12 protein-coding genes are annotated in these 12,462 nt (G+C 62.3%); 9 read left to right on the top strand and 3 right to left on the bottom strand.

The window, feature by feature from the left end:
• Positions 1 to 6: 6 nt before the first annotated feature.
• The 5 genes from AC19YS_RS22940 to fdhA all read left to right on the top strand — a co-directional run bounded on the left by AC19YS_RS22940 (position 7) and on the right by fdhA (position 6,492).
• Positions 7 to 309 carry a sarcosine oxidase subunit delta gene (locus tag AC19YS_RS22940; protein WP_074847785.1) on the top strand — a complete coding sequence of 101 codons (303 nt, stop codon included), beginning with the start codon at positions 7 to 9 and terminating at the stop codon, positions 307 to 309.
• Positions 306 to 3,323 (top strand): sarcosine oxidase subunit alpha, encoded by a 3,018-nt coding sequence (locus tag AC19YS_RS22935; protein ID WP_200622084.1) that lies wholly within the window; start codon positions 306 to 308, stop codon positions 3,321 to 3,323. Before AC19YS_RS22940 ends, AC19YS_RS22935 begins: the two co-directional genes overlap by 4 nt.
• Positions 3,324 to 3,445: 122 nt before the next feature.
• Positions 3,446 to 4,078 (top strand): sarcosine oxidase subunit gamma, encoded by a 633-nt coding sequence (locus AC19YS_RS22930; RefSeq protein WP_106575580.1) that lies wholly within the window; start codon positions 3,446 to 3,448, stop codon positions 4,076 to 4,078.
• A gap of 172 nt (positions 4,079 to 4,250) precedes the next feature.
• A complete protein-coding gene (gene purU, locus AC19YS_RS22925) occupies positions 4,251 to 5,108 on the top strand; it encodes a formyltetrahydrofolate deformylase (RefSeq protein ID WP_500602716.1) in 858 nt (285 codons plus the stop codon).
• Between the two features lie 184 nt (positions 5,109 to 5,292).
• Positions 5,293 to 6,492: a formaldehyde dehydrogenase, glutathione-independent gene (gene fdhA / locus AC19YS_RS22920; RefSeq protein ID WP_034116135.1), complete on the top strand. Its 1,200-nt coding sequence runs from the start codon at positions 5,293 to 5,295 to the stop codon at positions 6,490 to 6,492.
• Positions 6,493 to 6,699: 207 nt separating this feature from the next.
• On the opposite strand, the gene AC19YS_RS22915 is transcribed toward fdhA, so the two are convergent.
• Together AC19YS_RS22915 and AC19YS_RS22910 are read right to left on the bottom strand one after the other, a co-directional pair.
• Positions 6,700 to 7,377, bottom strand: a complete 678-nt coding sequence (locus tag AC19YS_RS22915) for an anti-sigma factor (RefSeq protein ID WP_500602715.1) — start codon at positions 7,375 to 7,377, stop codon at positions 6,700 to 6,702.
• Entirely contained in the window at positions 7,374 to 8,000 is a 627-nt protein-coding gene (locus tag AC19YS_RS22910; protein WP_106575577.1) for a sigma-70 family RNA polymerase sigma factor, read from the bottom strand. Before AC19YS_RS22910 ends, AC19YS_RS22915 begins: the two co-directional genes overlap by 4 nt.
• 151 nt (positions 8,001 to 8,151) lie before the next feature.
• Here AC19YS_RS22910 and AC19YS_RS22905 point away from each other — a divergent pair, with 151 nt between their 5' ends.
• Complete coding sequence (locus tag AC19YS_RS22905; RefSeq protein ID WP_500602714.1) at positions 8,152 to 8,724, top strand: DUF2780 domain-containing protein; 573 nt, start codon at positions 8,152 to 8,154, stop codon at positions 8,722 to 8,724.
• Here the strand turns inward: AC19YS_RS22905 and yihG are convergent.
• Positions 8,721 to 9,608 carry a 1-acylglycerol-3-phosphate O-acyltransferase, YihG family gene (gene yihG / locus AC19YS_RS22900; RefSeq protein WP_169367748.1) on the bottom strand — a complete coding sequence of 296 codons (888 nt, stop codon included), beginning with the start codon at positions 9,606 to 9,608 and terminating at the stop codon, positions 8,721 to 8,723. The genes AC19YS_RS22905 and yihG overlap by 4 nt on opposite strands.
• Before the next feature lie 170 nt (positions 9,609 to 9,778).
• Here yihG and rloA2 point away from each other — a divergent pair, with 170 nt between their 5' ends.
• The 3 genes from rloA2 to creC are packed head-to-tail and all read left to right on the top strand — an operon-like array spanning position 9,779 to position 12,411.
• Entirely contained in the window at positions 9,779 to 10,294 is a 516-nt protein-coding gene (gene rloA2, locus AC19YS_RS22895) for a retropepsin-like aspartic peptidase RloA2 (RefSeq protein ID WP_106575574.1), read from the top strand.
• A 9-nt stretch (positions 10,295 to 10,303) separates the two neighbouring features.
• On the top strand, positions 10,304 to 10,972 hold the full coding sequence (gene creB, locus AC19YS_RS22890) for a two-component system response regulator CreB (RefSeq protein WP_500602713.1): 669 nt from the start codon (positions 10,304 to 10,306) through the stop codon (positions 10,970 to 10,972).
• Positions 10,972 to 12,411 (top strand): two-component system sensor histidine kinase CreC, encoded by a 1,440-nt coding sequence (gene creC, locus AC19YS_RS22885; RefSeq protein ID WP_500602712.1) that lies wholly within the window; start codon positions 10,972 to 10,974, stop codon positions 12,409 to 12,411. Before creB ends, creC begins: the two co-directional genes overlap by 1 nt.
• The last annotated feature ends 51 nt before the right edge of the window (positions 12,412 to 12,462 follow it).

The following is a 12,462-nucleotide window of genomic DNA, read 5'->3' as shown; positions in this document are numbered from 1 at the left end:
TTTCCTATGTTGCATATCTTCTGTCCTCACTGTGGCGAACTGCGCTCCGAAGAGGAATTCCACGCGTCCGGCCAAGCGCACATCCCGCGCCCGCTGGACCCGAATGCCTGCACCGATGAGCAGTGGGGCGACTACATGTTCTTCCGCGACAACCCCCGCGGGCTGCACCACGAGCTGTGGATTCACGCCGCCGGTTGCCGCCAGTATTTCAACGCCACGCGCGACACCGTGACCTACGAAATTCTTGAAACCTACAAGATAGGCACTCAGCCGCAATTCACCGCCAAGGCTTCTGGAGAGAAGGTATGAGCCAGATCAATCGCCTGTCCAACGGTGGTCGCATCGACCGTAACAAAGTCCTGACCTTCAGCTTCAACGGCCAGAGCTACAAAGGCTTTGAGGGCGACACGCTGGCCGCCGCCTTGCTGGCCAATGGCGTCGACATCATCGGCCGCAGCTTCAAGTACTCGCGCCCGCGCGGCATCTTTGCCGCCGGTGCCGAAGAGCCGAACGCGGTGCTGCAGATCGGCGCCACCGAAGCCACGCAAATCCCTAACGTGCGTGCCACGCAACAGGCGCTTTACCAGGGTTTGGTCGCAACCAGCACCAACGGCTGGCCGAGCGTGAACAACGACATGATGGGCATTCTCGGCAAGGTCGGCGGCAAGCTGATGCCACCGGGTTTCTACTACAAAACCTTCATGTACCCGCAATCGTTCTGGATGACGTACGAGAAGTACATTCGCAAGGCAGCAGGTCTGGGGCGCTCGCCCACCGAGAACGATCCGGACACCTACGACAACATGAACCGTCATTGCGACGTGCTGATTGTGGGCGCAGGCCCTGCCGGTTTATCGGCTGCTCTGGCGGCTGCGCGCAGCGGTGCGCGAGTGATCATCGCCGACGAGCAGGAAGAGTTCGGCGGCTCGCTGCTGGATTCGCGCGAAAGCCTCGACGGCAAGCCGGCCACCGAGTGGGTTGCCAGTGTGATCGCTGAGCTCAAGGCTCTGCCGGACGTGGTGCTGCTGCCCCGCGCCACCGTCAACGGTTACCACGACCACAACTTCCTGACCATTCACGAACGCCTCACCGACCACCTCGGTGACCGCGCGCCGATTGGCGTGGTGCGTCAGCGCATCCACCGTGTGCGGGCCAAGCGCGTGGTGCTGGCGACCGGTGCCTGCGAGCGCCCGTTGGTGTACGGCAACAACGACGTGCCGGGCAACATGCTCGCCGGCGCGGTCTCGACTTACGTGCGTCGTTACGGCGTGGCACCCGGTAAAAAGCTGGTGCTCTCGACTAATAACGACCACGCCTACCGCGTGGCGCTGGACTGGTTCGACGCGGGCCTTACCGTCGTCGCCGTGGCCGATGCGCGCCACAACCCTCGCGGTGCGCTGGTGGAAGAAGCCCGCGCCAAAGGCATTCGCATCCTCACCGGCAGCGCCGTGATCGAAGCGCGTGGCAGCAAGCACGTGACCGCTGCTCGCGTCGCCGCCATTGACGTTAAAGCGCACAAAGTCACCAGCCCCGGTGAGTGGCTCGACTGCGACCTGGTCGCCAGCTCCGGCGGCTACAGCCCGGTGGTTCACCTGGCTTCGCACTTGGGCGGCAAGCCGACCTGGCGTGAAGACATCCTCGGTTTTGTGCCGGGCGAAGCACCGCAAAAACGCGTGTGCGTGGGTGGGATCAATGGCGTCTACGGCCTTGGCGATTCTCTGGCCGATGGCTTTGAAGGCGGCGTGCGCGCGGCCAGCGAAGCCGGTTTTGCGCCGGTGGAAGGCACGCTGCCCAAAGCCTTGAGCCGTCTGGAAGAGCCGACCCTGGCGCTGTTCCAGGTGCCTCACGAGAAAGCCACTGCACGGGCGCCGAAGCAATTTGTCGACCTGCAAAACGACGTGACCGCCGCCGCCATCGAACTCGCCACCCGCGAAGGTTTCGAGTCGGTCGAGCACGTCAAACGCTACACCGCGCTGGGCTTCGGCACTGACCAGGGCAAGCTCGGCAACGTCAACGGCCTGGCCATCGCGGCCCGTTCGCTGAATGTGACCATCCCGCAGATGGGCACCACCATGTTCCGCCCCAACTACACGCCGGTGACCTTCGGCGCCGTAGCGGGCCGCCACTGTGGGCACATCTTCGAGCCGGTGCGCTACACCGCGCTGCACGCCTGGCACGTGAAAAACGGCGCCGAGTTTGAAGACGTCGGCCAGTGGAAACGCCCGTGGTACTTCCCGCGTAACGGTGAAGACCTGCACGCCGCCGTCAAACGCGAATGCCTGGCCGTGCGCGACAGCGTCGGCCTGCTGGATGCGTCCACCCTCGGCAAGATCGACATTCAAGGCCCGGATGCGCGCGAGTTCCTCAACCGCATCTACAGCAATGCCTGGACCAAGCTCGACGTGGGCAAGGCGCGCTACGGCCTGATGTGCAAGGAAGACGGCATGGTCTTCGACGACGGCGTGACCGCCTGCCTCGCTGACAACCACTTCCTGATGACCACCACCACCGGCGGCGCCGCGCGCGTATTGCAATGGCTGGAGATCTATCAACAGACCGAGTGGCCAGACCTGAAGGTGTACTTCACTTCGGTCACCGACCACTGGGCAACCATGACCCTGTCCGGCCCCAACAGCCGCAAGCTGCTGGCCGAAGTGACTGATATCGACCTGGACAAGGACGGCTTCCCGTTCATGACCTGGAAAGAAGGCCTGGTCGGCGGCGTGCCGGCGCGGGTGTTCCGTATTTCGTTTACCGGCGAGCTGTCGTTTGAGGTCAACGTGCAGGCCGACTACGCCATGGGCGTGCTCGAGCAGATCGTCGAGGCGGGCAAAAAGTACAACCTGACCCCGTACGGCACCGAGACCATGCACGTGCTGCGGGCCGAGAAGGGCTTCATCATCGTCGGCCAGGACACCGACGGCTCGATGACCCCGGACGACCTGAACATGGGCTGGTGCGTAGGCCGCACCAAACCGTTCTCTTGGATCGGCTGGCGCGGGATGAACCGTGAAGACTGCGTACGCGAAGAGCGCAAGCAACTGGTGGGCTTGAAGCCGATTGATCCGACGGTGTGGCTGCCGGAAGGCGCGCAGCTGGTGTTCGATCCGAAGCAGACGATCCCGATGAAGATGGTCGGCCACGTGACCTCAAGCTATGCGCATAACTCGCTGGGTTACTCGTTTGCGATGGCGGTGGTGAAGGGCGGTTTGAAGCGCATCGGCGAGCGGGTGTTCTCACCGCAGGCCGATGGCAGCGTGATCGAGGCGGAGATTGTGTCCTCGGTGTTCTTTGACCCGAAAGGTGAGCGGCAGAACATCTGATAGACCGAGGTGCCTGCATCGGGGGCAAGCCCCTCCCACATTGTGAAATGCATTCCCCTGTGGGAGGGGGCTTGCCCCCGATGAGGCCAGTAGCCGCACAACAGAATTCAGATAGGTGCTTTATGACAGCAGCCAATGTTTACCAACAACGCCCCACCGCCGGCGCCAAGGCCGAGTCGTCGCTGCACCATGCCGACCTCGCCAGCCTGGTAGGCAAGGGCCGCAAGAACGCCGGCGTGACCGTGCGTGAAAAGAAACTGCTCGGCCACCTGACCCTCCGTGGCGATGGCCACGATGCGGCCTTCGCTGCCGGCGTGCACAAAGCCCTCGGCATCGAACTGCCTGGCGCCCTGCAAGTCATCATCAACGGCGAAACCAGCCTGCAATGGCTCGGCCCGGATGAGTGGCTGCTGGTGGTGCCAAGCGGTGAAGAATTCGCCGCCGAACAAAACCTGCGGGCTGCCTTGGGCGACCTGCATATCCAGGTCGTCAACGTCAGCGGCGGTCAGCAGATCCTCGAACTCAGCGGCCCGAATGTGCGCGACGTGCTGATGAAGTCCACCAGCTACGACGTGCACCCCAACAACTTCCCGGTGGGCAAGGCGGTGGGCACGGTGTTCGCCAAGTCCCAACTGGTGATCCGCCACACGGCTGAGGACACCTGGGAACTGGTGATTCGTCGCAGCTTCTCGGACTACTGGTGGTTGTGGCTGCAGGATGCCTCGGCCGAATTCGGCTTGAGCGTCCAAGCCTGATCGAATGAACACCAGAGGGCTGTTGTGGCGAGGGGGCTTGCCCCCCGTTGGAGCGCGCAGCGGTCCCAGGATTCGCGTATTTTTTCTGAAACAGCCGAGTGGCAGGTTTTGGGGCTGCTTCGCCGCCCAACGGGGAGCAAGCCCCCTCGCCACAAGGGCCTGAGGATTCACTATGAGCCGCGCACTTGATACATGGATTTTGACCGCCGACTGCCCCAGCGTGCTCGGCACGGTGGACGCGGTCACCCGCTACCTGTTCGAACAGGGCTGCTACGTCACCGAGCACCATTCGTTCGATGACCGACTCTCGGGCCGGTTTTTTATTCGCGTGGAATTCCGCCAGCCCGACGGGTTTGACGAGCAGGCGTTTCGCGACGGCCTGGCCACGCGCGGTGAAGCGTTTGGCATGATCTTCGAGCTGACGGCGCCGAATTACCGGCCAAAAGTGGTGATCATGGTCTCCAAGGCCGATCACTGCCTCAACGACCTGCTGTACCGCCAGCGCATCGGCCAACTGTCGATGGACGTGGTCGCCGTGGTGTCCAATCACCCTGACCTCAAGCCATTGGCCGACTGGCACCAGATTCCCTACTACCATTTCCCCCTCGACCCCAACGACAAGCCGTCCCAGGAGCGTCAGGTGTGGCAAGTGATTGAAGAGACCGGCGCCGAACTGGTGATTCTTGCGCGCTACATGCAAGTGCTGTCGCCAGAGCTGTGCCGCAAGCTGGATGGCAAGGCCATCAATATCCACCACTCGTTGCTGCCGGGGTTCAAGGGCGCCAAGCCGTATCACCAGGCCTACAACAAGGGCGTGAAACTGGTTGGCGCCACCGCGCATTACATCAATAACGATCTGGATGAAGGCCCGATCATCGCCCAGGGCGTGGAGGTGGTGGACCACAGCCACTATCCCGAGGATTTGATTGCCAAGGGGCGGGATATCGAAGGGCTGACGTTGGCCCGGGCGGTGGGGTATCACATTGAGCGGCGGGTGTTCTTGAACGCCAATAGAACGGTGGTGCTTTGACTGACGCCATCGGGGGCAAGCCCCCTCCCACCTTTGATAGGTGAATGCAGTCAAATGTAGGAGGGGGCTTGCCCCCGATGAGGCCCTGACAAACAACGCAAACACAGCATCTGTAACCCGAGCACTTAAACGCGCTGCCTGCCTGGGCAACGCGGTTCCATAAAAACAACAGCGAGGTGAAAGCATGTCTGGTAATCGTGGTGTCGTGTATCTCGGCAACGGCAAGGTCGAAGTACAGAAAATCGACTACCCCAAAATGCAGGACCCCCGTGGCAGGAAGATTGAGCACGGCGTCATCCTGCGCGTGGTCTCCACCAACATCTGCGGCTCCGACCAACACATGGTGCGCGGCCGCACCACCGCCCAGACCGGCCTGGTCCTGGGGCACGAAATCACCGGCGAAGTGATCGAGAAGGGCAGCGACGTCGAAAACCTGAAAATCGGCGACCTGGTCTCGGTGCCGTTCAACGTCGCATGCGGCCGCTGCCGCTCCTGCAAAGAACAACACACCGGCGTGTGCCTGACCGTCAACCCGGCCCGTGCCGGTGGCGCATACGGTTATGTCGACATGGGCGACTGGACCGGCGGCCAGGCCGAATACGTGCTGGTGCCGTACGCCGACTTCAACCTGCTGAAACTGCCGGACCGCGACAAGGCCATGGAGAAAATTCGCGACCTGACCTGCCTCTCCGACATCCTGCCAACCGGCTACCACGGCGCCGTCACCGCTGGCGTTGGTCCGGGCAGCACGGTGTATATCGCCGGCGCCGGCCCGGTTGGCCTGGCCGCGGCCGCTTCGGCGCGGTTGCTGGGCGCCGCTGTGGTGATCATCGGCGACGTCAACCCGATTCGCCTGGCACACGCCAAGGCGCAGGGCTTTGAAATTGCCGACCTGTCCAAAGACACGCCGCTGCACGAACAGATCGCCGCACTGCTGGGCGAGCCCGAAGTTGACTGCGCCGTCGATGCGGTGGGCTTCGAAGCCCGTGGCCACGGCCATGAAGGCGCCAAGGCAGAAGCACCGGCCACCGTGCTCAACTCGCTGATGGGCGTGGTCCGCGTGGCGGGCAAAATCGGTATCCCTGGCCTGTACGTCACCGAAGACCCAGGCGCCGTCGACGCCGCCGCGAAAATGGGCAGCCTGAGCATTCGCTTCGGTCTGGGCTGGGCTAAATCCCACAGCTTCCACACCGGCCAAACCCCAGTGATGAAGTACAACCGCCAGCTGATGCAGGCAATCATGTGGGACCGCATCAACATTGCTGAAATTGTTGGTGTGCAGGTCATCAGCCTGGATGACGCGCCGCGTGGGTACGGCGAGTTCGATGCGGGTGTGCCGAAGAAGTTTGTGATTGATCCGCATAAGTTGTTCAGTGCGGCGTAAGGCTTAGGCCAAACAAAAGGGCGACCCATGGGTCGCCCTTTTTGCGTCGAGTGCTTAAGCCTGCAAGCGCCGTGAGCAGGTCGTCTGGCCGACGAAGATCAAAATGTGGGAGCTGGATTGCCTGCGATGGCGGCGGGCCTGTTGACCTATCCTTGGCTGACCCACCGCTATCGCAGGCAAGCCAGCTCCCACAGGTATCGAATGGTGTCAGCGAGAGGCCAGTGCGCCTTGGTACAACACCGGTCCGGTTGGCTGCCCGGTCGGCGAGCCGCCTTGCGGCTCAAGGCTGACGGCGAGGGTCACGGGTGCAGCCAGCAGCGCTTGCTGTTCCTGGCTCAGCTGGATTCGGCCTTTACCCGAGCTGGGCACCAACCCCAGAGAAACCGGTTTGCCACCGGGCGCAATGACCCACAGTTCCAGCGCGCGCGTCGGCTCTACCGCCGCCAACGTCAGCGGCTCCACTTGCAGGTGATCGCCAAACGCCTGGATCTGCATTGCCGGTTGCTGGTTAGCCGCGACCAGCGTGGCGTTGTACTCGGCGCCGATATCACGCTGATAAAGCACTCCGACCAGCACGGCAACCACGACTGCGCAGGCAGCCGCCAGCAGACGCACGTTCATCCAGAACGGTTTCTTCGCCGGCACATGCAGTACTTGCGGCTCGATCCGTGCCTTGATGCCTGCCCATACATGATCGGGCACCGGCCGTTCGGGCAGCGCGCCGGTCAGGCTGGCGAGGGCATCCTGCCAATGGCCGAGTTCGACGCGCAGCGCAGCGTCTTCCAATAACAGGGCGTCGAAGCGCCGACGGGCGGTAGCCGGCATCAGGCCGATCGCGTAGTCGGCGGCGAGGGCGCGGCGCAGGGCGGTGGTTTGGTAGTTCATGATTCAAGGCACCTGCGCAGGCGCTCCATGCCGCGGCGAATCCAGGATTTGACCGAGCCCAGGGGCGCCGCCAAGTGGTCGGCCAATTCCGAGCACGACAGGCCCTGGAAGTAAGCCACGGTGATCGATTGGCGCTGCATGCCATCGAGCGTGTCGAGGCAGCGGTTCAGGGCGCGGGCCTCGCGCTCGCTGTCGAGTTGCTCGTGGGCGCTGGGGCTGTCGTCAAGCATTGCGTCCTGCTGGCCATCGGCCAAGGGCTGTTCACGGTGCTTGCGCAACTGGTCGATGGCCAGGTTACGGGTGATATTCACCATCCAGGTCATCGGCGCCGCCAGGTGCGCCTCGTAGCGCGAAGCGTTGTACCAGATGCGCACAAAGGCTTCCTGCAGGACTTCTTCAGCCAGGTCCTTGCGGCCCATGAACCGGAACGCAACACCGTGCAGGCGTGGCGAAACACTGCGGTAGAGGGTCTCGAACGCCTGGCGGTTGCCCAGAGCGCACTGCGCCAGCAGGGGCTGCAAGGGGTCAGCATCGTTGATCGAAATAGGGCTTCTCCAGGCTCTCGAACGAGGGCGACGGGACTGCGCACGGTAGGCAGAGGGTAGTCCAGCTTGAGCATTCATTCCATCCGACTCCGAGCGGTGCATGCTGGGTATACGCGCGGGCGGGTAATTTGGATGCAGCTTTTTCTGAACTAATCTTCAGGTGGGAACAATCCTTCGGGACTGTCAGTCCAACGCCTGCTTTTAGCTCCTACATTCAGAGGTTGTCTTAATGAAGATTTCACGCGGTTTTGCCCTGTCCTGCCTGATGACCGTGGCCGCCAGCCCGGTGTTTGCCGCAGGTTTCAGCCTCGGTGACGTGGCCAACGCCGTTTCCGGCGCCCAGGGCAGCAACAACAAGGCGGCTGCTGCAGCGCCAAGTTCCCAGACCGCAGGGCTGCTGAGCGCCCTGACTTCGCAACTGAACGTCACCCCTGAACAAGCCGTCGGCGGCACTGGCGCCATGTTGGGCCTGGCCAAGAACCAATTGAGCAGCACCGACTATTCGCAATTGGGCAAAAGCGTGCCCGGCCTGGACAAACTCTCGGGGAGCAACTCTCTGGGCAGCCTCGGCGCCTTGAGCGGGATGCTCGGCCAGAGCGGCGGCAGCAAAACCAGCGGCCTGGACAGCGTGCTGGGTAGCGTGAAGAACACCAACGACCTGAACACCGCCTTCAGCGCGCTGGGCATGGATAACAGCATGATCGGCAAGTTTGCGCCGGTGATCCTGCAATACCTGGGTGGCCAGGGCGCCAACGAGTCGGTGCTGGGCAAACTCGCCTCGGCCTGGGGCACTGGCAGCTAAATAGGCTCCGCGCGCAGTTGTGTGATGCGCGCGTCCTTCTCCCTCCAGAGCTGGTTCACCCAGTTCTGGACGGTCTGGCGAAAGGCCGGATCATTCTCGTAATCGCCCTGCCATAGCGCCGGGTCGAGTTCACGGGTGCGAATGTCGATGATTACTTTGGGCACCGCGCCGCTGATCAAATCCCAAAACCCCGGAATTTTTTGCTGCGGATAGACCACGGTCACGTCGAGCACGGCATCCAGCTGTTCACCCAGCGCTGCCAGCACAAACGCCACACCGCCCGCCTTGGGTTTGAGCAACCGGGCATACGGTGAGTCCTGCTGCTTGTGTTTGGCCGCGTTGAACCGCGTGCCTTCGAGGTAATTCACCACGGTCACCGGCTGGCGCTTGAACAGCTCGCAGGCTTGTTTGGTGATTTTCAGGTCCTGGCCTGCCAGCTCCGGGTGCTTGGCCAGGAATGCCTTGGTGTAGCGCTTCATGAATGGGTAATCCAGCGCCCACCAGGCCAGGCCGAGGAAGGGCACCCAGATCAGCTCTTTTTTCAGGAAGAATTTGAAGAACGGCGTGCGCCGGTTGAGCGCCTGGATCAGCGCCGGAATGTCGACCCACGACTGATGGTTGCTGATCACCAGGTAAGAGGTGTCGCCACGTAGCTGCGCGCCACCGCGGATGTCCCATTGGGTGGGGATGCACAGCGAAAAAATCAGCTTGTCGATTTCAGCCCAGGTCTCGGCGATCCACATCACCGCCCACGAGGCATAGTCGCGATAGCGCCCGGGCGCCACCAGCTTGAGCAGGGCAAACAGCATCAACGGCCCGAACAGCACCAGGGTGTTGAGCAATAGCAGCAGTGTGACGAAACAGCCGGTGAGCAGGCGGCGCATAAGTAACTCTTGCAATCCTGTGGGCGGGCCATGATAAGCAAGCTGAGTCTAGAGGCCAAATCGCAAATCGCTGGACGAATGTTTCACAATATTCCGGGTATGGTTGAGAACTAACTAAGTGCTGCCTTTGCGGTCTAGAATCCGCCTACTTCTTTCGAGGAAATCACTTCGTGAAACTGCTCCTTGCCGCGTTCGCCCTCGTTCTTCCTGTTGTGGCTGCCCAGCCTGTCCTGGCCGCCGAGCCGACCCTTTACGGTCGCTACGAATACATCCAGTTGCCGGAGATCGGCGAAACCTTCAAGGCCAAGATGGACACCGGTGCGCTGACCGCCTCGCTGTCGGCCCGAGACATCGAGACCTTCACCCGTGATGGCGACGATTGGGTGCGCTTCCGCCTTGGCGGCAAGGACGCGACCAACAAGGTCTACGAACACAAAGTCTCGCGCATCAGCAAAATCAAAAGCCGCGCTGACGAAGACGATGACAAGGACGAAGCCACCGTGGCCAAGCGCCCCGTGATCGATCTGGAAATGTGCCTGGGCAACGTCAAGCGCACCGTTGAGGTCAACCTTACCGACCGCAGCAGCTTCAACTACCCGCTGCTGATCGGCGCCAAGGCGCTGCGTGAATTCGGCGCAGCGGTGAACCCGGCGCGTCGTTACACTGCAGACAAACCGGACTGCTGACGGACCCACATGCCGCATATCCTGATTGTCGAAGACGAAGCGGCGATAGCCGATACGCTGATTTTCGCCCTGCAAGGCGAGGGCTTCACCACCACCTGGCTGAGCCTTGGCCAGGAGGCGCTGGCCCATCAGCGCCAGTCGCCCGCTGACTTGATCATTCTCGACATCGGCCTGCCGGACATCAGCGGCTTTGAAACCTGCAAGCAATTGCGCCGTTTCAGTGAAGTGCCAGTGCTGTTCCTCAGTGCGCGGGATGCCGAGATTGATCGGGTGGTGGGCCTGGAGATCGGTGCCGACGATTATGTGGTCAAGCCGTTCAGCCCGAGGGAAGTGGCGGCGCGGGTGCGGGCCATCCTCAAGCGTGTCAGTCCAGGCGCCGCGCCTGCCGTGTTCCAGGTTGACCTGGAACGCATGCAAATCCATTACCGCGGTCAGCCTCTGAGCCTGACGCGTCATGAATTCCGCTTGCTGCAAAGCCTGCTCGAGCAACCCGAACGCGTGTTCAGCCGCGAGCAATTGCTCGACGCGGTGGGCGTGCCTGCCGACGCTGGCTACGAACGCAATATCGACAGCCATATCAAAAGCCTGCGCAGCAAACTGCGAAGCGTGGCCGCCGACGCCGAGCCGATCCAGACCCACCGTGGCTTGGGTTACAGCTACAGCCCGAGCCATAGCTGATGCGCCTGGGGCTGCGGATTTTTCTGGTGTACGCGCTGTTTATCGGCCTGACCGGCTATTTCGTGCTTAACACCGTGATGAAAGAGATCCGCCCCGGCGTGCGCCAGTCCACCGAAGAAACCCTGGTGGACACGGCCAACCTGCTGGCCGAGATCCTGCGGCTGGACGTGAAGAACGGCACCCTCGGCCAAAGCCACTGGCCGGAGCTGCTCAAGGCCTACGGCAGCCGCCAGCCGGGCGCGACCATTTGGGGCCTGCCGAAAAACCAGGTCAACCACCGTATCTACGTGACGGACGCCAAGGGCATTGTGTTGCTCGATTCCACGGGCGAGGCGGTCGGCCAGGACTATTCCAAATGGAACGATGTGTACCTGACCTTGCGCGGCGAATATGGCGCGCGGTCGACCAAAAGCGAACTGGATGACCCCAACTCGTCGGTGATGCATGTGGGCGCGCCGATCCGCGATAACGGCCAGATCATCGGCGTGGTCACCGTGGCCAAGCCCAACAGCTCGTTGCAGCCCTATGTCGACCGTACCGAGCACCGGCTGCTGTGGTACGGCGCCGGGTTGGTGATCCTCGGCCTGCTGCTCGGCGCAGTATTGTCGTGGTGGCTGAGCGTGGCGCTGCATCGGCTGACGGCGTATGCCCAGGCTGTGAGCGAAGGCCGGCGCGCCGAGTTGCCGCATTACCGTGGCGGCGAGCTCAAGCAGCTGTCCACCGCCGTCGAGCACATGCGCACGCAGCTGGAGGGCAAGGCCTACGTCGAGCGTTACGTGCACACATTGACCCACGAGCTGAAAAGCCCACTGGCGGCAATTCGTGGCGCGGCGGAGCTGTTGCAGGGCGACATGACCCGTGAGCAACAGCAGCGTTTCGTCGGCAATATCGACAGTGAAAGCGCGCGCTTGCAACAGTTGATCGAGCGCCTGCTGAACCTCGCCCAAGTGGAGCAGCGCCAAGGTCTGGAAGAGCAAGTCAGCATGCCGTTGGCGGCCTTGGTCGACGAGGTGCTCAAGGCCCAGTGCGCGCGCATTGAAGGCGCCGGCTTGCACGTCGAACAGGCGATTGCCGCGGATGTGAAGGTATTTGGCGAGCCGTTCCTGCTGCGCCAGGCCTTGGGAAATCTGCTCGATAACGCCCTGGACTTCACGCCGCCCGGTGGCACCTTGAGGTTCAGCGCACACACGCAGCACAACGACGTGCAGGTCAGCCTGTTCAACCAGGCTGCAGCCATTCCCGACTATGCCTTGCCGCGCCTGAGTGAGCGTTTCTACTCGCTGCCACGCCCGGCCAGCGGGCGCAAAAGCACCGGCCTGGGCCTTAATTTCGTGGAAGAAGTGGTGAAGTTGCACGGCGGCGCGTTGCAGATCGGCAATGTGCAAGGCGGCGTGCAAGTGGTGCTGCATCTCCACACAGTCTCCACATTGCCCACATAAATCTCCCATCTGCGCGGTTCACGCTCTGCCCATCAAAACAGGGAGAGACCC

Source organism: Pseudomonas sp. MF08831 (assembly GCF_059862645.1).
This window is presented reverse-complemented; position numbering and strand designations above follow the sequence as displayed.

Coding starts and splice junctions, on each gene's coding strand:
- AC19YS_RS22905 (WP_500602714.1), top strand. CDS start 8,152: ATGAAGATTTCACGCGGTTTTGCCCTGTCCTGCCTGATGACCGTGGCC.
- fdhA (WP_034116135.1), top strand. CDS start 5,293: ATGTCTGGTAATCGTGGTGTCGTGTATCTCGGCAACGGCAAGGTCGAA.
- creB (WP_500602713.1), top strand. CDS start 10,304: ATGCCGCATATCCTGATTGTCGAAGACGAAGCGGCGATAGCCGATACG.
- AC19YS_RS22915 (WP_500602715.1), bottom strand. CDS start 7,377: ATGAACTACCAAACCACCGCCCTGCGCCGCGCCCTCGCCGCCGACTAC.
- AC19YS_RS22930 (WP_106575580.1), top strand. CDS start 3,446: ATGACAGCAGCCAATGTTTACCAACAACGCCCCACCGCCGGCGCCAAG.
- AC19YS_RS22910 (WP_106575577.1), bottom strand. CDS start 8,000: ATGAATGCTCAAGCTGGACTACCCTCTGCCTACCGTGCGCAGTCCCGT.
- AC19YS_RS22935 (WP_200622084.1), top strand. CDS start 306: ATGAGCCAGATCAATCGCCTGTCCAACGGTGGTCGCATCGACCGTAAC.
- AC19YS_RS22940 (WP_074847785.1), top strand. CDS start 7: ATGTTGCATATCTTCTGTCCTCACTGTGGCGAACTGCGCTCCGAAGAG.
- purU (WP_500602716.1), top strand. CDS start 4,251: ATGAGCCGCGCACTTGATACATGGATTTTGACCGCCGACTGCCCCAGC.
- creC (WP_500602712.1), top strand. CDS start 10,972: ATGCGCCTGGGGCTGCGGATTTTTCTGGTGTACGCGCTGTTTATCGGC.
- yihG (WP_169367748.1), bottom strand. CDS start 9,608: ATGCGCCGCCTGCTCACCGGCTGTTTCGTCACACTGCTGCTATTGCTC.